This is a genomic window from Microcystis protocystis FBCC-A270 (assembly GCF_050500235.1).
GTDB classification, from domain to species: Bacteria; Cyanobacteriota; Cyanobacteriia; order Cyanobacteriales; family Microcystaceae; genus Microcystis; species Microcystis ichthyoblabe_A.
Genome location: NZ_CP191407.1, coordinates 4,269,053 through 4,286,789, shown reverse-complemented (window position 1 = coordinate 4,286,789; position 17,737 = coordinate 4,269,053). Strand labels below are relative to the sequence as shown.

Genomic DNA, 17,737 nt, shown 5'->3' with positions numbered 1-17,737 from the left:
GTGTCCTCTGTGTCTGGAGTGGTTCCTTCCACTCCCGCGCCAGCAGGACTGTATCTTAGAATACATTTTACCCACCAAACCTAAGAGAGCCATTACAGTTTTAAGTGGACCGTGTTAATAGTAATACAATTAAACTAAAAATAAAATTGGCGGGGCATAATGAGCGAAACTAAAGTAATTAATCGAGAAAATTTACTGGTAAATCTCCGGCAACAACTACGCGCCGGACAACAGGAATTAGCCGATTGGCAAGGGGGAAAAATGGCCATTTCTGCGGTGCCGGGGGCGGGAAAATCCCACAGTTTGGCCGTAGCTGCCGCCATGGTTATTGCTCGTGAGCAACTTCATGCTAAAAAACAGTTAATTATTGTCACCTACACGCGCTCGGCTGCCGCTAGTATTAAAGCTAAAATTAAACAACGCTTGCAAGATTTACAGCTTTCTGCTCAAGGTTTCAGCGTCCAAACTCTGCACGGACTGGCCCTACAATTGGCCCGTCGTTACCCGGAATTATCGGGATTAGACCTCGAATCTTCTACCTTAGTTATTCCGACTCCTAGCCACAGAATTATTAGAAACTCGGTGGAAAAATGGCTAATTGCCGACCCAATTCGTTATCAAAAGTTATTAGAAGGAGTAGAATTTGATGGGGAGGAAACCGAAAGATTACGCCGTCAATCGGTGCTGAGAACCGAAATTTTACCTAGTCTTGCTTATGCGGCCATTCATGAGCTAAAAAGTTCGGGATTATCACCGCAGCAAGTCTGGGAATTAAGCCACTATAGCGACGATAATTATCAAATTCTCGCTATGGCTAGTGGTTTGTACCAACAGTATGAAATTCTGATGCGTCAGAAAAACTATATAGATTATGATGACATGATTTTAGGAGCCTTGCGGGTATTAGAGGAAGAAAAAATTCGCCGACAAGAGCAAAAATCTGTCTTTGGAGTTTTTGAAGATGAGGCACAGGATTCTAGTCCTCTCCAAGAAAAACTAATTACTATTTTAGCAAAAAATAATGACGGGGAAATACCTAATTTAATTCGCGTCGGCGATCCCAATCAAGCCATTAATTCTACCTTTACCCCCGCCGATCCTGTTTACTTTAATTGGTTTTGTGAAAGTTGTCAAAGCGAAGGCAATTTATCGACTATGAACCAAGCAGGTCGCAGCAATACTAAAATTATTGAAGCTGCTAATTTAGTTTTACAATGGGTCGATCGAGATTGGAAACAGGGAAAAGATAATCATAAAGTTACCGAGGCTCCTTTTCGGGTTCAAGCGATTCTTCCCGTCGGTGCTGAAGATCCTCAACCTAATCCAGTCAAGGAGGGAAAAGGATTAGAAATTTATCAACCCGATGACATTTATCAAACAGTAGAATTAATCGAAAAACGTCTAGTTAAATTACTCCAAGAAAACCCTCAACATAATGCCGCTATCCTCGTTAGAGAAAATCGACAAGGACACTTTTTTGCTCAAAAATTCGCCCATTTTTATAAAAGTTATCAAATCAGAATTTTTGAAGCTAACGAGATCGATCGCTTTTCCCAAATTCCCGCCGAAATGCTGAAACTATTGGCTTTTGTCGAACGTCCCCACTCTCCCGATTATCTCAAAGCGGCCTTAGAAGTGCTACAATTGAGGGGTTTAATTACTGCCCAAGACTTAAATCCTTTAGTTACCTATCCCGAACAATTTCTTTATCCCACTCCCCTCGATCCTGAACTGAAATCTAACGAAAAAATCGCCCGTCGTTATTGCTGCAGTTTACTAAAAGCTAGATTAGAATTACCCCATTATCAACTCCTGTCTTTTTTCGCTATGACTCTCCAATATTCGGGGTCAGAATTAGCCACTTTGCAAAAATTAACCGCCCGTATTTATCAGGAAACTGCTGGTAATAGTTCTCTCAAAAATACAATTAATACTCTTAATGAAATTATCGCCTCTGAGCGCTTTGAAGGAGTGGAAGAAGATAACGACGATTGTTATACTCGTCCTGGACAACTGACGATTATTACTATGCACAAAGCCAAGGGTTTAGACTGGGATTATGTTTTTATTCCCTTTCTTCACGAAGATATTATCCCAGGCAAACCTTGGGTACCCAATGGGGCAAAATTTTTGGGAGATTTTACCCTCGCAGAAGTGGCACGAGCGCAAATTCGAGCAGCGGTTCATCAACGCTATTTAAACCCCGACAGCATACCAATTATTCCCCCACCTTTAAGCGCTTGGTTAGAAGCTGGACAACTTAAAAAAGCTGAAGAATACCGACTTTTGTATGTAGCGATGACGCGAGCAAAAAGACTTTTATGGATGTCGAGTGAAAAAAAAGCTCCCTTCCGTTGGAACACTTTTCGCGGAGATGAAAGTAGTCAATTACAGGATAAAAATCCCTGTCCTGTCTTTCCTGTTTTAATCAATGCTTTCCCCGATTCTTTCTGTGTTTAACTGTTGCTGCAGCGTCCTCGGATAAAGAATTAGGAAGACAAACCACCAGAGGAGTATAGGAATAGATAGGAGTAGGGTTAACCAGAGACGCTGAGTTAAAAACCAACACCCAGCAATTAGGGTAATTCCTGTCAACAGAATGGACCAAGGTTGACACCAACGGGGTTTGTGATTCCAAACGTTATCGGATTTCGAGTTAGACATTAGTTAAGGGGCGGTAATTTACTAACTTGATTTTATAGTGATCGAGCTTAAAAAACGCTTGGGAAGACCGAAAGAGTCAAAAATTACTCGATTTACTTATTTAAAAATAACTCCCCGCAATCATAGCCGCTAATAAAATAAAACCGACCCAAACATTTTGACCGAACATTTGACCATAAACTGGTTTGGGTAAATCCGATTGACGTAACAACCAGTATTGACGCAACCAAGCGATCGCCGCTAGACCCAACCCTAGCCAAAAAGAGGCTGATAACTGCATTTTTTGCCCCTCCCAAGCCAATAAACCTACTGTTATGGCAAAAAAGACCCCCACGGCTTCCGGGGCGTATTTGCCGAAAAATATGGCACTAGAGTTAATACCAACCTTGAGATCATCCTCTCGATCGGACAGAGCATAAATTGTATCAAATGCCAATGTCCAAAAAATCACCGCTCCCCATAATATAAATGTATTACTATTTAACGACCCAGTGACGGCACTCCAACAGATTAAAACCGCAAAACCCCAAGCGAGAGAAAGAACCAATTGGGGTACAGGAAAAAAACGCTTGGCGAGAGGATAGCAGATAATCAGGGGAACGGCGGCCACACATAGGCAAAAACTCAGGAAATTGAGATATAAAGCTAAAATTGCGGCACAAAAGAAAGCAATTAGAGCGATAATCAAACCAACCTTGATCGATAAAGCTCTGGCCGCTAAAGGACGGTTACGAGTGCGATCGACTTGTGGATCGATATCCCGATCCCAAAGATCGTTCACCACACAGCCGGCGGCGCTAGTAGCCAAAGTTCCCAAAATGATCACCCCGATCAAGGGTAGTGGTGGCACCCCGTCTGCCGCCAAAAATACCGCCCATAAAGCGGGAATCATCAAAATTAACCTACCGGCGGGTTTATCCCAGCGCAAGAGGCGAATAATCGTCATCCAAGTGGGTTCTAGATCGGGTTGGGATATAGTCATAATTTCTCGTAAAAAGTAGAAACTAGGAGTTAAGGGGAATTATGAATTATAAATTATGAATTATGAAGTGGGAAGTGGGAAGAAAAAAGCTGCCTCCTGCCTCCTGCCTTTTGCCTTTTGCCTTTTGCCTTTTGCCTTTTGCCTTTTGCCTTTTGCCTTTTGCCTTTTGCCCCTTCTGACAAGTAGCATAATGCCCAAAGGACTTAACGTGATTACCAGCCCCAACTATTGGGAACGCCTTTAAATGGACCAACCACATCGGAGGTTATCCATCCCCCGTAAAAGTTGCCCGGTTGCGGTTGTACTAATTCCCCGTCGGCATAACAAGCGGTCATTTTGGCGGGATAAAAAGCCAGATAATTCTTAATTGCCTGAAACTCTGGTGTCGGGTCCGGATAATACCAAGCGGCGTTAATTGCCTGTTGATCCCCAACGGTGATATTGTAATATCCAGCTAGACCTTTCCACTCACAAAAAGACTTTTCTGCTGTGGCTTGCAGGTATTCCATTTTAATATCTTGGGGCGGTAGATAATAAACTGGAGGATGACTGGTTTCTAGAACTCGATAACTGCTTTTAGTATCGGCAATTATCACCCCATTAAAGATGATTTTTAGGTGTTTAGGCGATAATTCTAGGCGCGGGGGACGAGGATAATCCCAGACGGATTCCTGTCCTGCTTTTGCTGGTATCGGTTGGGGACGAAACATAATTTTTCTTATATTATTCTCCGAGTCAGTATTCTCTGAGTCATTTCACCGTTTACTGATTACTGATTACTGATTGGATGCATCTCCTATTGGTGACTTTCTCTGACATATAGGTGAGCAGCAGAAGTCATTTAAAGAGGGCGAATGCAATTCGCCCCTACAATAATAATATTATCGCACCAATGGTAGGGGCGCATCGCGTGCGCCCAAATGTAGTATAGATATTTCTACAAAATTGAGATGCACCCGATTACTTTTCACTGTTTACTGTTTACTGATCACTGAAAAGAGTTTTCTCAGGGTTTCCACTCGTTCTCGATTGACATTTAAATCCGATTCTCCTAACCGGGAGGCCGAGCGAACATCGATCGCATTTTTGCTAGGATTAAGAGAAAATTCTAGATCATCGACAAATCCCATCCATTGACTGCTAAATTCGGCGTAGAGATAGTTACTATCTTGGTTAATAATTTTAGTTCTCGGTTGGGAGGCGATAATTTTAGCTAATTGCTCGATCGCTTTTTCACCGCTACCCTGATAACTAAGGGGTTCGATCGCATGAGCCTGATCCTGACTCTGACTACTAACACAATTAGGAGTGACTGGACAAGGGGCCAGTTTACCCTCCCTGACTCCCAAATAATCGGGACGAGTACCGGCGAATAAACTGACGCTATCGGGAGCGATTAACCTAATTCCTAGCCAGATGAGCAGTATTCCTAGAAAAATAAACGGGGTTAGCCGGAAAGATTTTTTCACCGTGTTGGGAGTTTCAGTCATGCTAGTCTTACAGAATCACTTCAATTAACTTAACATTGATAGGTGTGACAATATCAGGAGATAGAATAAGATGTTTCTCGATGAATTACAACCCGTTGTTAAAGAACTGATTCAACAACCGATCGCTTTTTTCGGTGGTTTTGCCTCTGGATTACTGCGCTTGAAACTTTCGGACGATCCCCTCAAAAAATGGTTAGAACAGCAGGGATTAGTCAGTTTTAACGACAATAATCAGGATAACGGCAACAGTCCCCAGTCGATCTCGATCGATTAGGGATCAGGGGTTAGCTGTTGGGGGTGAGGGTATTCTCCCATCCCCAAAACCCCCCGCTTACCACCCCATCAGCTTAACTTGTTGCTGAAAGTAGATAAATTTCCTCAGCTACTCGTTTTAAGCGTCTTAATTGCGCTTCCATATCCTTTTTAGTCCATTTGGCGGCGAATTGCTGGAATCCCCACCCCACAACCGGATTAGGAATCGCAAACTCAAAACGATTGATTAAACAAGTGCCGTCATCATTGGGTTGACATTCCCAGCGATCGCAACCGCGAAAAAAGCCTTCAAATTGCCAGACAATTAATCCCGGTTCCCTCTCAATCACCGTACTTTTTAGCGTTGGCTGAATTAGGGGAATTTGAATCAAAAAACGACTTCTCCCACCGATATCGGTCTTCCAATCGCCGATAGGTTCACAAACTAACACCGGATTCAACCAACGACGCATTAACTCTAAATCCGTGATACAACGCTCCACCGTCGTGGCACTAGCTTTAATCTGAATTGATTGTTCAAATACTTGACAAGATGACATTGATCTGCTTATAAATTGCTGGCTGAGAATTATCGGTAGTCGGACAAAAATAAAGTTAACTGTGCAGACAAGGCAACAGTAAGGGTTTCGGCCTTGGTTACATTTCTTAACATAGTCTTGTTTATAGCCTTTCTCATCAAGATGAAGTGTAACCTAATTTGCTATGGACGACCGGCGATCGACTCCCCAAAACGAAAACTTCCTACCTCACCATTAAGATAACTGCTCTCAAGCTCACTTTTTCACCAACTTGACAAATTCTCGAAAACGTTGGCGTAATCTCTCGATATTAGCCGATTTCCCGCCATAACGCCAATCAACGTAGGCGCGAGCAATCTCCTCGATAATATTCGCCACTGGCGGCGGTTGGACGCGGCGGGCGGCGGTGGCGTATTCTAAAGGGGTTTGAGCGGGATGTTTGCCATAACCGGCTTCTGTTAAGATTCCTAACATTTGCTGGTATAAACGCTCGATTGGTGGTAGTTTTGCTAACTTGCGACTCCTACGCCAACGATGGAACTGTCGCCATCCTAACCAACCAGCGTAAGCGAAGACGACCCCGACTAAACCACCGAGAATTCCCCCGAAAAGACTGCCAGAAATAAAGCGCCATAACCAGGCCAATAACTTACCGATAGTAACGATAACATTTTCCCAAATCAGACCGAGAAAACCCGTGACTGGGGAAGGCAACCATCCGGCTACCCATTGCCAAAATTGCTTGAGGACGCTAAAAGGTTCCGCTTCCTCAAAGGATGGGGGAATTAATTCGTGGCCTGGGATAGGATCGAAAGTGTACCAACCGTAACCCGGGAAAAACACCTCTGTGATGGCGTAAGCGTCCGTATTTTGGACAACATAAAAGCCAGTGAAAGGATTAAACTGGCCAGGGGCAAAACCGGTGGCTAATCGGGCAGGAATACCGATCGAGCGTAACATAATCGTTAACACGGTGGAAAAATGATCGGCGTAACCCCCCTGAAAACGAAACAAAAAGGCCGAGACTAAATCCTCATTTTCGGCTAAAAAGGGCAAATCGGTTTTTAATTCGTAGTTTTGCTTCAATGCTTGGGCCAAATATAGGGCCTTCTCGTAGGGAGAGGTTAAGGGTTTGGGAGATTTGGCCAGCAATTCCTCGGTTTTTCGGCGGACTTTCGGGGCAATTTCGGCAGGAATTTGTAAATAATACTTGAGAATAGACTTAGGGTAGGTTTCTGAGGCCGATCGCAATTGGCTGCGATTGCGTTCCGGCACTTGTGAGATTACAGTATAAGTTAGCCGTTCTGCTAATCTTCCCGGCGACCTTAAGCTATTTTCTCGGTCCAGAGATACCTGTCGAGTGGGAAAAAAGAGAACCTGGGGCGAAGTAAGAGCAGGGATAATATTCGGTAAACTGGAGACAATGCTGTAGGTTTGGACTACCTGATGGGTTTTGGCTTGGGTTGCGGGTAGCGGCACAAAAAAGCGATAGGACCAACTACTGCGATTTAAATCCTCTAATTCTTGATCTCGCGAGATTTGCCACCCTTGACCAGTATAGCGATCAAAGGCCATGGCGCGCCAGAATCCGGGGGCTTGAGAATGTACCCGCATGACTGTCTGGGGAGTCATACTTCCCCGCAAATTTTGGTTAATTTGGCTGTTAAAACCGTAATAAAAGGTAGTATCTAGCTGTCCTGACCCTGTAGTGGGACTATTACCGCCATTTACGCCACCCTTCCCCGTTTCACCCTCGCGCACATAGCCGGGGTTAACGATTTGTCTGTCTCCCTGTTCAAAACCCTGATTTTCCATACCTTCGGGACTATTGACGGGAAAAGATTGAATTTGATAACCCGGAAAACGCGGCATCAGAGCAAAAATTGTCAATCCCAAGAGGAGAATTGTCAGAAAGAAAATCCCGAAACGTTTGGGAGAAAGGGGGGAATTTTGCGGGGAAACTAATTTTTTTGTGGCTAGACGCGGGGGTTTCCTTGGGAAGAAAGGGAGACTCTGATTGAGATTATCTAAACCTAAACGAGAACGATAGTCTAAAACTAGGGTAGGTAGGGATAAAAACAGAAATAGGATTAACCAAGGCGCAAAAGCGAGGGTTTGGGAGATTGTCCCGGCGACTCCCAAGAGAATTAAACCGATTACCATAGAATACCCTAAATCTTTGCGTCGGGGCAGGTCAAAACTATGGAGAATTTGCAGTTGAATTAGTAATTGTGTTAGAGCAATACGACTATCCTGCATCGCAACGATATCACCCAAGAATAGCGCCAAAACTACCAACATTCCGATCGCTATACAAAATTTTGCCCCGATATTGCGCTTTTTCCTGCGTCGCCAACTCCAGATTCCGCCGATAATACTGAGAGGAACAGCCCAAATACTGGTATAACTATCGGTAGCCACATCCGTGGCGATAATACCGACGATTACTAAAGCTTGCACCAGAATTCTTAAAATAATCGATTCCTCGGTTTCTGGTAGGGGAAAAGATTCTATCTTTTGCCAGAGGGTTTTTAAGGAAGGTCTTGGACGAGCAGCGCTGCTAACCATAGGCTAAATTGGGAGAAGGATCAAAAAGTTAATTTTATGTTTCCCAGTTCTAATCTCGATCGCTCCATGGGGTAAAGTGGATTTTAGATGTCAGGAGATAGGGAGATAGGGAGATAGGGAGATAGGGTGATAGGGAAATAGGGTGATAGGGAAATAGGGAAATAGGGAAATAGGGAGAGGGGAGATAAGGAGATGGGGAGATAAGGAGATGGGGAAATAGGGAAATAGGCAAATAGGGAGAAAAAAGCTGATGACTGATAACTGATGACTGATAACTGACAACTGATGACTGATAACTGATAACTGATAACTGATTACTGATAACTGACCTATGATAGCCGTTACCAACCCTGAAATTTTACCGTTACTTCATCCCCTGATTGGACAATTAGCCACAGCAATTCTGTCCCACTGGGAAAATTATCTTGATTTGTCGCCCTTTGAGTTACCCGAAGGTTTAGGCTATGTGGAGGGACGTTTAGAAGGGGAAAAATTGATTATCGAGAATCGCTGCTATCAAACTCCCCAGTTCCGCAAAATGCACCTAGAACTGGCTAAACTGGGCAATGGTTTGGATATCCTTCACTGTGTCATGTTCCCCCGTCCAGAATATCCGCTGCCGATGTTCGGATGTGATATAGTCTCCGGCAAAGCGGGAATCAGTGCCGCTATTGTGGATCTTTCTCCCACCAGTGGCGATAAAACTCTCTCTAGTGCCTATAATGAGGCTTTAGCGGCTTTACCTGCGGCTAATTTCGCTCAAGCTCGTGATTTGCCCCCTTGGGGTCATATTTTCTCCCAATATTGTCTGTTTATTCGTCCTGAAACCGCCGCCGAGGAACGACAATTTTTACAAAGAGTAACAGATTTCTTGACAATTCACTGCAAATGTGCTAAGGAAAGTCAGCCTCTTTCCGGGGAAGAAGCGCGCATTTATTTACAGGGACAACGGGATTATTGTAGTCAACAGCAAAAAAACGATAAAACTCGTCGTGTACTAGAAAAAGCCTTCGGTTGGGAATGGGCAGAGCGTTATATGACGGGGGTTCTCTTTGATTTGCCCGATTAAGTAGGGAGGCACAATTATTTGTAGGATGGGTTAATGGTATAAAACCCTACACCCCACACCCCACACCCTGCCCCCACCGAAAAACTTTTTTAGCAAACCCTAATTAGGCCAGAAGTCTCTTGAAACTTAACAATATTAACAGACAAGGACAGGAAAATAATTGCTAGATTGATTTAGGTACAGTCAAATGTAACCGCGAGAACAAGCGAAAAAAAGGCGGTTTTGCTAGGTAAAACCGCCAAAAAGCCCTAGCTTAATTTCTCGATTCTGACGATTAAATAAATATTAAAACAGCCGATGAATCTAACGAACTTTCCTTGGTTAACTGCCATCATCCTTTTTCCCATCGTCGCCGCTTTATTGGTTCCCATAATTCCCGATAAAGACGGTAAAACCGTGAGATGGTTTGCTCTGACGGTGGGATTAATCGACTTTGCCCTAATTATCTACGCTTTCTATAGCAGTTACGATTTCGCTAATCCCAATCTGCAATTAGTGGAAAGTTACCAATGGTTGCCCGAAATTGACCTAAGATGGTCATTAGGAGCCGATGGCCTCTCCATGCCTCTGATTATCTTAACGGGATTTATTACCACTCTAGCTATCTTAGCGGCTTGGCCGGTGACTTTTAAACCGAAACTATTCTACTTCCTGATGCTGTTGATGTACGGGGGACAGATTGCAGTGTTTGCCGTACAGGATTTGTTACTGTTCTTCCTCGTCTGGGAATTAGAATTAGTCCCCGTCTATCTGATCCTCTCTATTTGGGGCGGTAAACGCCGTCTCTACGCGGCCACCAAATTTATCCTTTACACCGCCGGAGGCTCTCTCTTCATCCTTGTAGCGGCGCTGACGATGGCTTTTTATGGCGATACCGTCTCCTTTGACATGGTGACTATTGCCGGCAAGGATTTCCCCCTGAAACTGCAATTATTCCTCTACGCTGGTTTTCTGATTGCCTACGGGGTAAAACTGCCCATCTTCCCTCTTCATACTTGGCTACCGGATGCCCACGGCGAAGCCACTGCCCCTGCCCATATGTTACTAGCGGGAATTTTGCTTAAAATGGGTGGTTATGCGCTCTTACGGATGAATATGGGGATGTTACCCGATGCTCACGCCGTTTTCGCCCCCGTTTTAGTGATTTTAGGGGTAGTTAATATTATCTACGCCGCCTTAACTTCCTTTGCCCAACGCAATCTTAAGCGCAAAATTGCCTATTCCTCCATCTCTCACATGGGATTTGTCCTGATTGGCATGGCTTCCTTTACCGATATTGGCACAAGTGGGGCGATGTTACAGATGATTTCCCATGGACTGATTGGGGCGAGTTTATTCTTTATGGTCGGTTGTACCTACGATCGCACCCATACCCTGATGTTAGACGAGATGGGCGGTGTCGGCAAGAAAATGAAGAAAGTTTTTGCCATGTGGACCACCTGTTCCCTCGCTTCCCTGGCTTTGCCCGGGATGAGCGGTTTTGTGGCGGAATTAATGGTATTTATCGGTTTTGCCACCAGTGATGCCTATAGTCCCACTTTCCGCGTCATTATCGTCTTTTTAGCGGCTATCGGTGTCATTCTCACCCCGATTTATCTCTTGTCCATGTTGCGAGAAATTCTCTATGGGCCGGAAAATAAGGAATTAGAAGAACACCATGCCCTAGTGGATGCGGAACCCCGGGAAGTCTTTATCATCGCTTCTCTATTAGTGCCAATTATCGGCATTGGACTCTATCCCAAAGTGGCGACGACAATTTACGATGCTACCACCAATAAATTAACCGCCCTAGCGCGTAATTCCGTCCCCAGTTTAGTGCAACAGGCCAAGGCAAAAACCGCTAGTTTCTCCCTTTATTCCCTAAAAGCACCCGAAATCTAAGGATTTATCAGTTATCAGTTATCAGTTACCAGTTACCAGTTACCAGTTACCAGTTACCAGTTATCAGATTTGAGTTTTAAGTGAGCAGTATTAAATCCCAATTTCCGCACTTCTTAACATTCAATTGATAATTTTTACTAATATTAAATCCAGTTATTAAAGAATGATTATTTATTCTCCCTTTTGCCTATTGCCTATTGCATGAGTGCCTCTCCTCATAACTAGCCTGTACTCAATGGATTTAGTATTATTATACTTTTAATTGATTGTGTGATTATTTTAATGCGATCGCTACTGAGTACAGCCTGGAGAATTATTAGAATTAGTCCCCACTGGAGCAATCGCGCCCAAAGAAGATTAGGCGGTCGCAACGCGCTCGCTACGCGAGACCGCAACATAGCAAAATATAGGAGTTTAGCCCATGTCTAACGAAACCGTGACTTATTCCCTAGAAGCTGTTCTAACAAGGATTGAGGGAAAAATAGACTCTCTACAAAGGGATGTTAATCAAAAATTCGACAAAATCGATGAACGATTAACCAAAGTAGAAATAGGACAATCGGAGTTAAAAGGGGAGATTAAAGCCTTAGGCTTTAAGATTGAGGGCATCGATAAAAGATTAGAGAAAGTAGAAAACGAGCAATCTGTTTTAGTTAAGTCTGTTTCTGACTTACAGGGATTTCGGGGGTTAATTTTACCTCTGATTGTTGGGGGAATTAGTGCTGGTATCGGGGCAATAATCACCGTCAGCATCAGATTTTCTCTCCTCGGTGGCAACCCCTAAATAGCGCAATCGCAACATAGCAAAATATAGGAGTCTAGCCAATGTCTAACGAAACCGTGACTTATTCCCTAGAAGCTGTTCTGACAAGGATTGAGGGAAAAATAGACAAAATCGATGAACGATTAACCAAAGTAGAAATAGGACAATCGGAGTTAAAAGGGGAGATTAAAGCCTTAGGCTTTAAGATTGAGGGCATCGATAAAAGATTAGAGAAAGTAGAAAACGAGCAATCTGTTTTAGTTAAGTCTGTTTCTGACTTACAGGGATTTCGGGGGTTAATTTTACCTCTGATTGTTGGGGGAATTAGTGCCGGTATCGGGGCAATAATCACCGTCAGCATCAGATTTTCTCTACTCAGTGGCAACCCATAAATAAGGCGATTGCAACATAGCAAAATATAGGAGTTTAGCTCATGTCTAACGAAACCGTGACTTATTCCCTAGAAGCTGTTCTGACAAGGATTGAGGGGAAAATAGACTCTCTACAAAGAGATGTTAACAAGCTAGAGATAGGACAATCGGAGTTAAAAGGGGAGATTAAAGCCCTAGATGAGCGACTAACCACAGAAATTAAAGGATTAACTGCAAGAGTCGCTAATCAGAAATTTACCAATCGAGGGATTCTAATCGCTTTGGTTGTTGCCATTTTAGGAGGGGCAGCTAAACTTTTTGGTTTTCTTCCCAATCCCTAACAGATATCTAATTAGGAAGTTGCCGTTTTCTTTTCACTGATAACTGAAAAATCCCTACCCTACCCAATCACCTCGTGTAAATCCGTCGGTGCCAGATTAGGATAAACCACTTCACCATCTTTAAACCAGATAATGCGTCCGGAATTACGCGCCACATCAGCCTCGTGAGTTACCATGACGATAGTAATGCCACTGTTATTCAATTCCGAGAAAATAGCCATCACCTCTTGGGTAGTTTTCGAGTCTAGGGCCCCCGTCGGTTCATCGGCAAGTAATAATATGGGTTGATTGACAATTGCCCTAGCAATAGCGACGCGCTGCTGTTGTCCCCCCGATAATTGATTGGGTTTATTGTGCAGTCGATTATCTAATTTTACCCTCGTTAAAGCAGCGATCGCTCTTTCCTTTCTTTCTTGGGGAGGAACCCCACCATAAATCATCGGTAACATGACATTTTCTAGCGCACTCATCTGGGGTAAAAGATGGAATTGCTGGAAAACAAAGCCGATTTTACGATTGCGAATCTGAGCTAAATCCCCATCCGGCAGCGTGGAAACGTCCAGATTTTCTAGATAATAGGACCCCGAGGTGGGACGATCAAGACAGCCGATAATATTCATGACCGTGGATTTTCCCGAACCCGATGCCCCCATAATAGCGCAATATTCCCCTTTTTTTAGGCTTAAATTGATGTTATTGAGGGCTTTAACTATGGTTTCGCCACTGCCGTAGATTTTAGACACATTTTCGAGGCGAATAATTACCGGCTGATAGACTTCGGCTTTATCGTTGCGTTCGCTGAGAGAGGAAGTATCAAAACTCATGAAATAAATTCGTGGGGGCAGGGTGTGGGGTGTAGGGTGTGGAGTGTAGGGTTTTACCGATTTTCAGGGGGTCAATTACCTAATTTTCAGGCAAAAAGTGCCTAAATTTCCCCCCTGATCAATCCAAGGGCTGGCAGTTTTTGATTTCAAACAAGCTTAAAGATATTATCCAACAAGGTTTTTAGATTTATTCAGCCAGCCCTAAATAGAGATAAAACCAATAAATGCAGCTATTCTAACCTGAGCAATTCTCCATTCAAGCAACATCCTTGAGAAAACCGACTAAAGGCAAGAAAACCGGCGCTAAATTCGATCGAGCCACGGCTAAACAGGGATAGGATCGATCACTATAATTTTCCCCCACCTGTAAGGGAAAAATCTTTTCTCCTAAAGAGATAAATACCCCGCCGGCGGCCTGTAGAATTGCCCAAACCGCAGCAATATCCCAGACTTTTGGGGTTGCTTCCACTCCTCCCAAGACAGTGCCATCGGCAACCAAAAGCAGATTATAACTAGCCACTCCTATCATCCGCACTTTGCAGGGAAAGGGTTTTTTTAATACACCTGTACTACGAGCGCAGAGATTAAACAGATGATTTTTGCTGGGAAAATCGTCGCTGGTGTGAATCGGTTGACCGTTGCAGTAGGCCCCCTCTGGACCGGTTAAACCCGTCTCACCGTACCAATAACCATAATAGGACTGTTTCAGGCAGGGGAGATAAACAAATCCGAACACAGGAGTCCCCCGGTAGAGAAGTCCTAGGGAAATGCCCCAGATGGGAATACCGCGAGTAAAATTAGTCGTGCCGTCGATTGGATCCACTACCCAACACCATTCTTGATCCGGGAAAATATGGGTAGTTTCCTCGGTTAAGACTCCATGATCCTGGAAAGTGCGGGCAATTAATGATCGCAATTCGCCATCGGACCAACGGTCGGCAGCCGTCACTAAAGTCCCGTCTGCTTTATTGGTGGCCTGTAATTTGCCAAAATCAGCTACTAGGCGATCGCCCACCTGCTCGGTAGCCTGATAACAAAAGTCTAAAACCTGACTCCAAAAAGTTTCCATAATTTTCTCGTTCGTTTTCTAGTAGAATATTAGCTTAGTGTCTAAACTTAGGTAGTCGAGATTGAGCGCGGAAGCCCACCAAGAGATCAGACTAGCTACCCGTCTAGAAGCGATACTTTACCTAAAAGGGCAGCCTGTCCCCTTAACCGAGATGGTGACATTAACCAACAGCGATCGCTTGACGGTGGAAGATGCTATGATCGAGTTAATGTCCGATTATGCCCACCGGGATAGTGCCTTGGAAGTGGTGGAAACCCCCCTCGGTTATAGTTTACAATTGCGGTCAGCTTATCAGAATTTGATCGAAGACCTGATCCCGGCCGAATTAGGCACAGGAACCCTCCGTACTTTAGCAGCGATCGCACTGAAAGAACCGATTTTGCAAGCGGATTTAATTAATTTACGAGGCAGTACGGCCTATCAACAGGTTCAGGACTTGGTAGAACGAGGATTTGTGAGAAAACGCAAGCAAAATGAAGGTAGATCCTATTGGTTAGAAGTAACCGATAAATTTCATCAATATTTCGAGGTTGACAATCTTAGGGAACAGGGTATTCTAGAAGCTACCGATCAGGAATAAGGAGGGAGAGGGTATATTAAGGGTAAATATTTCTGATCACTGAGCTAAACTTGAAGAAGATAGGGGGGACTTCGGGCAATCAAGAAGAGCGATTTGTTAACCTAGATCCAATAACCACTACAGCGTGGAAGTTCTGATGACTTTTAATCCTGATTTTTTTCCCTGGGAAACCGAAGAACAAAATGATAACTGTCTGATGCAGTATCTCCAGCAGCAGCATCCTGAAACCCTTGAGAGAATAGCCCAATCCGTCAGTAGCGAAATTAAAGATATTATCTCGCAAAACGTCAGGGGATTGGTGGGAATGTTGCCCTCAGAGGATTTTGCGGTACAAATTACCACTGACCGCGAGAATTTGGCGAATCTTCTCGCTTCAGCGATGATGACAGGTTATTTCCTCGGTCAAGTGGAGAAGCGCCATCATTTAGAATCAATTTTGTTAGCTACAGAATCAATTAAATTGGGCAAAAAACCAAAAATAGATTAATCCTCACCCCAAAAAGATAGAGACACTTTCATCGGTGTCTCTATCAGTTTTTAACCCCCTTTGGCAAAACTCACCATCACCAAAATCGAGAGCAGGATACCGGGGACAAGTAAACCCGCTAATAATCCAAATTCAGTCAACGTCATAGGAAAATATGCCCAAAATTCCATCACTTCCCACTCTAACCCCCTCTTCCGGCTACCTCAACAAAGCTTAAGGAAAATTTAAAGCCTTTTACCAGTTTTTCTCCTATCAGTTGTCCGACTAGACAAACCAAAGAGAGTCGTTTTGATGTTGCCACGCGGTTTATAATTCTTTTTTCAGCGCCTCATATAAAGCTGAATAATCTTCCTCTGCTAATCCCATTGCTAAAGCTTTTTCCAGAAGACGCTCTACTCCTGTTAGGGGAAAAGTGGTTAAATCTAACTTCTCCGATTCCTCTAAAAAGAGATTGACATCTTTGAGTAAATGTTTAGTGGGAAAGTTAGGGTTAGCATAATTTTTCTCTAACATTCTGGTTAATTTTTTGTCAAAAGTAGGCGCATATAAGGCACTTTGACGCAGGATAGTCATGAATTTTTCTAGATCTACTCCTTGCTGGGATAAAAAAGCTAAACTCAAAGCAAAAGCACTGGTTAGAGTGGCAATTAATTGATTTAAAGCTAATTTTAATGCCGCAGCGGTTCCCACTTCCCCGATTAACATCGGTTTTTGACCAAAATATGCTAATAAATTTGACCATTGATGGAACTGTTTCTCCGTTGCTCCCACCATAACTAAGAGAGTGCCATTTTTAGCTTCGGGAATACTTCCTAACACGGGTGCTTCTAGATATTCTCCCCCTTTAGCCACAATTTGATCTCGCAGTTGTTTACTTTCAGAAGGAGCAATGGTTCCCATCTGGATAATAGTCCGATTATTGAAGTTAGATTGCTCGGAATTTAATCCTAAAACCTCTTGGATAGCGGCGGCATTAGTTAACATTAAAATCAGACAATCTGCCTCTTGAATCACTTGCTCGGAACAGCTAACAGTTTTGGCTCCCAACTGCTGTAAAGGTGCTAATTTTTCTAAGGTGCGATTATAGGCAATAACAGTAATTTTCTGATTTAATAATCTTTCTACCATTGGCGTTCCCATTAATCCTGTTCCCAAAAATCCAACTTTCATAACTCGCTTTTTTCCTGATTTAGTGATTAGTTTTTACTTGTTTTTATGGCTGTCCAATGACGTTTTGAAGACTGATAAATTTTAACATTTTTTAATCCAGACTGCTGGATTAAATCGGCAATTTCTGCTAGGGTAAAAGCGGCATGGAGAGAATCTTTAAATAGTTGCGCTTGTCGGGGAGAAAAATTAGGATCGATTTCCCTCACCATCCCCTGGATTATTTCCTCGGAATCGGGACGGAATAAATCTCTTAAAAAAATGCCACCATTGGGTTTTAAAACTCGCTTAATTTCGCGTAAAAAAGGCAGAGGATTTTCGAGATGGTGGATTAAACTATTAGAAATAACTAAATCAAATTGCTCGGATTGGTAGGGAAGATTTTTTCCATCAACTTTCTCCAATTTGATCTGTTCTTGACAGTTAGCATTAAGGATATTTTTTTGACCAATTTCTAACATAGAATCGGCCAGATCAATAGCGATAATTTGCCATTGGGGACGTAGTTGACTGATCATAATCGGAATGCGTGCAGTACCGGTTCCCACATCTAATACCCTAGCATTAATACCAGCCAATTGTACGGCTTCTTTAGCAAAATTAGTATTAACTTCGGTGAAGTCCATGGCATCATATTCGATCGCTTCTTCCCGATCATCCATTACTTCTGGTTCTAAAATTCTTTCCATA

The 17,737-nt window shown here is 43.4% G+C and carries 19 protein-coding genes; 9 read left to right on the top strand and 10 right to left on the bottom strand.

The window, feature by feature from the left end; translation table 11 throughout:
* Positions 1-159 precede the first annotated feature (159 nt).
* Positions 160-2,460: an ATP-dependent helicase gene (locus ACQY1X_RS20960; protein ID WP_430013491.1), complete on the top strand. Its 2,301-nt coding sequence runs from the start codon at positions 160-162 to the stop codon at positions 2,458-2,460.
* On the opposite strand, the gene ACQY1X_RS20955 is transcribed toward ACQY1X_RS20960, so the two are convergent.
* The 4 genes from ACQY1X_RS20955 to ACQY1X_RS20940 all read right to left on the bottom strand — a co-directional run bounded on the left by ACQY1X_RS20955 (position 2,425) and on the right by ACQY1X_RS20940 (position 5,136).
* The gene (locus ACQY1X_RS20955; RefSeq protein ID WP_002736158.1) at positions 2,425-2,664 is read right to left on the bottom strand and encodes a DUF6737 family protein; all 240 of its coding nucleotides are present in this window, start codon (positions 2,662-2,664) and stop codon (positions 2,425-2,427) included. The two genes, ACQY1X_RS20960 and ACQY1X_RS20955, sit on opposite strands and share 36 nt — an antisense overlap.
* 100 nt (positions 2,665-2,764) lie before the next feature.
* Positions 2,765-3,646 (bottom strand): 4-hydroxybenzoate solanesyltransferase, encoded by an 882-nt coding sequence (locus ACQY1X_RS20950; protein ID WP_430015102.1) that lies wholly within the window; start codon positions 3,644-3,646, stop codon positions 2,765-2,767.
* A gap of 212 nt (positions 3,647-3,858) precedes the next feature.
* A complete protein-coding gene (locus ACQY1X_RS20945; protein WP_004163102.1) occupies positions 3,859-4,356 on the bottom strand; it encodes a DUF427 domain-containing protein in 498 nt (165 codons plus the stop codon).
* A 264-nt stretch (positions 4,357-4,620) separates the two neighbouring features.
* Positions 4,621-5,136: a DUF1499 domain-containing protein gene (locus ACQY1X_RS20940; protein ID WP_002778574.1), complete on the bottom strand. Its 516-nt coding sequence runs from the start codon at positions 5,134-5,136 to the stop codon at positions 4,621-4,623.
* Between the two features lie 70 nt (positions 5,137-5,206).
* On the opposite strand from ACQY1X_RS20940, the gene ACQY1X_RS20935 reads away from it, so the two are divergent.
* Positions 5,207-5,410 carry a hypothetical protein gene (locus ACQY1X_RS20935; RefSeq protein ID WP_002737727.1) on the top strand — a complete coding sequence of 68 codons (204 nt, stop codon included), beginning with the start codon at positions 5,207-5,209 and terminating at the stop codon, positions 5,408-5,410.
* Positions 5,411-5,483: 73 nt separating this feature from the next.
* Here the strand turns inward: ACQY1X_RS20935 and ACQY1X_RS20930 are convergent, their stop codons facing one another.
* Both ACQY1X_RS20930 and ACQY1X_RS20925 read right to left on the bottom strand, forming a co-directional pair.
* The gene (locus ACQY1X_RS20930; protein WP_002736419.1) at positions 5,484-5,948 is read right to left on the bottom strand and encodes an SRPBCC family protein; all 465 of its coding nucleotides are present in this window, start codon (positions 5,946-5,948) and stop codon (positions 5,484-5,486) included.
* A gap of 234 nt (positions 5,949-6,182) precedes the next feature.
* Positions 6,183-8,495, bottom strand: a complete 2,313-nt coding sequence (locus ACQY1X_RS20925) for a transglutaminase TgpA family protein (RefSeq protein WP_430013489.1) — start codon at positions 8,493-8,495, stop codon at positions 6,183-6,185.
* 331 nt (positions 8,496-8,826) lie between these two features.
* Between ACQY1X_RS20925 and ACQY1X_RS20920 the strand changes: the two genes are divergently transcribed.
* The 5 genes from ACQY1X_RS20920 to ACQY1X_RS20900 all read left to right on the top strand — a co-directional run bounded on the left by ACQY1X_RS20920 (position 8,827) and on the right by ACQY1X_RS20900 (position 12,920).
* Positions 8,827-9,564, top strand: coding sequence for a phycocyanobilin:ferredoxin oxidoreductase (locus tag ACQY1X_RS20920; RefSeq protein ID WP_430015101.1), 738 nt, complete (start codon positions 8,827-8,829; stop codon positions 9,562-9,564).
* 297 nt (positions 9,565-9,861) lie between these two features.
* Positions 9,862-11,445, top strand: a complete 1,584-nt coding sequence (gene ndhD1, locus ACQY1X_RS20915; protein ID WP_016516375.1) for a photosynthetic/respiratory NAD(P)H-quinone oxidoreductase subunit D1 — start codon at positions 9,862-9,864, stop codon at positions 11,443-11,445.
* A 421-nt stretch (positions 11,446-11,866) separates the two neighbouring features.
* Positions 11,867-12,229: a DUF4164 family protein gene (locus ACQY1X_RS20910; protein WP_002736814.1), complete on the top strand. Its 363-nt coding sequence runs from the start codon at positions 11,867-11,869 to the stop codon at positions 12,227-12,229.
* Positions 12,230-12,270: 41 nt separating this feature from the next.
* Entirely contained in the window at positions 12,271-12,600 is a 330-nt protein-coding gene (locus ACQY1X_RS20905; protein ID WP_069475451.1) for a hypothetical protein, read from the top strand.
* Positions 12,601-12,641: 41 nt separating this feature from the next.
* Positions 12,642-12,920: a DUF4164 domain-containing protein gene (locus tag ACQY1X_RS20900; protein ID WP_069475450.1), complete on the top strand. Its 279-nt coding sequence runs from the start codon at positions 12,642-12,644 to the stop codon at positions 12,918-12,920.
* A 59-nt stretch (positions 12,921-12,979) separates the two neighbouring features.
* Here ACQY1X_RS20900 and ACQY1X_RS20895 read toward each other — a convergent pair whose 3' ends face one another.
* Together ACQY1X_RS20895 and ACQY1X_RS20890 are read right to left on the bottom strand one after the other, a co-directional pair.
* Entirely contained in the window at positions 12,980-13,744 is a 765-nt protein-coding gene (locus ACQY1X_RS20895) for an ABC transporter ATP-binding protein (RefSeq protein WP_430015100.1), read from the bottom strand.
* A 256-nt stretch (positions 13,745-14,000) separates the two neighbouring features.
* Positions 14,001-14,813, bottom strand: a complete 813-nt coding sequence (locus ACQY1X_RS20890; RefSeq protein WP_430013486.1) for an inositol monophosphatase family protein — start codon at positions 14,811-14,813, stop codon at positions 14,001-14,003.
* A gap of 61 nt (positions 14,814-14,874) precedes the next feature.
* Here ACQY1X_RS20890 and scpB point away from each other — a divergent pair, with 61 nt between their 5' ends.
* The gene (gene scpB / locus ACQY1X_RS20885) at positions 14,875-15,393 is read left to right on the top strand and encodes an SMC-Scp complex subunit ScpB (protein ID WP_002737651.1); all 519 of its coding nucleotides are present in this window, start codon (positions 14,875-14,877) and stop codon (positions 15,391-15,393) included.
* 136 nt (positions 15,394-15,529) lie between these two features.
* On the top strand, positions 15,530-15,880 hold the full coding sequence (locus ACQY1X_RS20880) for a DUF760 domain-containing protein (RefSeq protein ID WP_002735620.1): 351 nt from the start codon (positions 15,530-15,532) through the stop codon (positions 15,878-15,880).
* A gap of 306 nt (positions 15,881-16,186) precedes the next feature.
* Here the strand turns inward: ACQY1X_RS20880 and ACQY1X_RS20875 are convergent, their stop codons facing one another.
* Positions 16,187-17,050: an NAD(P)-dependent oxidoreductase gene (locus tag ACQY1X_RS20875; RefSeq protein ID WP_430015099.1), complete on the bottom strand. Its 864-nt coding sequence runs from the start codon at positions 17,048-17,050 to the stop codon at positions 16,187-16,189.
* Positions 17,051-17,076: 26 nt separating this feature from the next.
* Complete coding sequence (locus ACQY1X_RS20870; RefSeq protein ID WP_430015098.1) at positions 17,077-17,736, bottom strand: class I SAM-dependent methyltransferase; 660 nt, start codon at positions 17,734-17,736, stop codon at positions 17,077-17,079.
* Between the last annotated feature and the right edge of the window lies 1 nt (position 17,737).

Excerpts from the sequence above, each read along its gene's own strand:
- ACQY1X_RS20960 (WP_430013491.1), top strand. The coding sequence starts at position 160 with ATGAGCGAAACTAAAGTAATTAATCGAGAAAATTTACTGGTAAATCTC.
- ACQY1X_RS20955 (WP_002736158.1), bottom strand. The coding sequence starts at position 2,664 with ATGTCTAACTCGAAATCCGATAACGTTTGGAATCACAAACCCCGTTGG.
- ACQY1X_RS20950 (WP_430015102.1), bottom strand. The coding sequence starts at position 3,646 with ATGACTATATCCCAACCCGATCTAGAACCCACTTGGATGACGATTATT.
- ACQY1X_RS20945 (WP_004163102.1), bottom strand. The coding sequence starts at position 4,356 with ATGTTTCGTCCCCAACCGATACCAGCAAAAGCAGGACAGGAATCCGTC.
- ACQY1X_RS20940 (WP_002778574.1), bottom strand. The coding sequence starts at position 5,136 with ATGACTGAAACTCCCAACACGGTGAAAAAATCTTTCCGGCTAACCCCG.
- ACQY1X_RS20935 (WP_002737727.1), top strand. The coding sequence starts at position 5,207 with ATGTTTCTCGATGAATTACAACCCGTTGTTAAAGAACTGATTCAACAA.
- ACQY1X_RS20930 (WP_002736419.1), bottom strand. The coding sequence starts at position 5,948 with ATGTCATCTTGTCAAGTATTTGAACAATCAATTCAGATTAAAGCTAGT.
- ACQY1X_RS20925 (WP_430013489.1), bottom strand. The coding sequence starts at position 8,495 with ATGGTTAGCAGCGCTGCTCGTCCAAGACCTTCCTTAAAAACCCTCTGG.
- ACQY1X_RS20920 (WP_430015101.1), top strand. The coding sequence starts at position 8,827 with ATGATAGCCGTTACCAACCCTGAAATTTTACCGTTACTTCATCCCCTG.
- ndhD1 (WP_016516375.1), top strand. The coding sequence starts at position 9,862 with ATGAATCTAACGAACTTTCCTTGGTTAACTGCCATCATCCTTTTTCCC.
- ACQY1X_RS20910 (WP_002736814.1), top strand. The coding sequence starts at position 11,867 with ATGTCTAACGAAACCGTGACTTATTCCCTAGAAGCTGTTCTAACAAGG.
- ACQY1X_RS20905 (WP_069475451.1), top strand. The coding sequence starts at position 12,271 with ATGTCTAACGAAACCGTGACTTATTCCCTAGAAGCTGTTCTGACAAGG.
- ACQY1X_RS20900 (WP_069475450.1), top strand. The coding sequence starts at position 12,642 with ATGTCTAACGAAACCGTGACTTATTCCCTAGAAGCTGTTCTGACAAGG.
- ACQY1X_RS20895 (WP_430015100.1), bottom strand. The coding sequence starts at position 13,744 with ATGAGTTTTGATACTTCCTCTCTCAGCGAACGCAACGATAAAGCCGAA.
- ACQY1X_RS20890 (WP_430013486.1), bottom strand. The coding sequence starts at position 14,813 with ATGGAAACTTTTTGGAGTCAGGTTTTAGACTTTTGTTATCAGGCTACC.
- ACQY1X_RS20880 (WP_002735620.1), top strand. The coding sequence starts at position 15,530 with ATGACTTTTAATCCTGATTTTTTTCCCTGGGAAACCGAAGAACAAAAT.
- ACQY1X_RS20875 (WP_430015099.1), bottom strand. The coding sequence starts at position 17,050 with ATGAAAGTTGGATTTTTGGGAACAGGATTAATGGGAACGCCAATGGTA.
- ACQY1X_RS20870 (WP_430015098.1), bottom strand. The coding sequence starts at position 17,736 with ATGGAAAGAATTTTAGAACCAGAAGTAATGGATGATCGGGAAGAAGCG.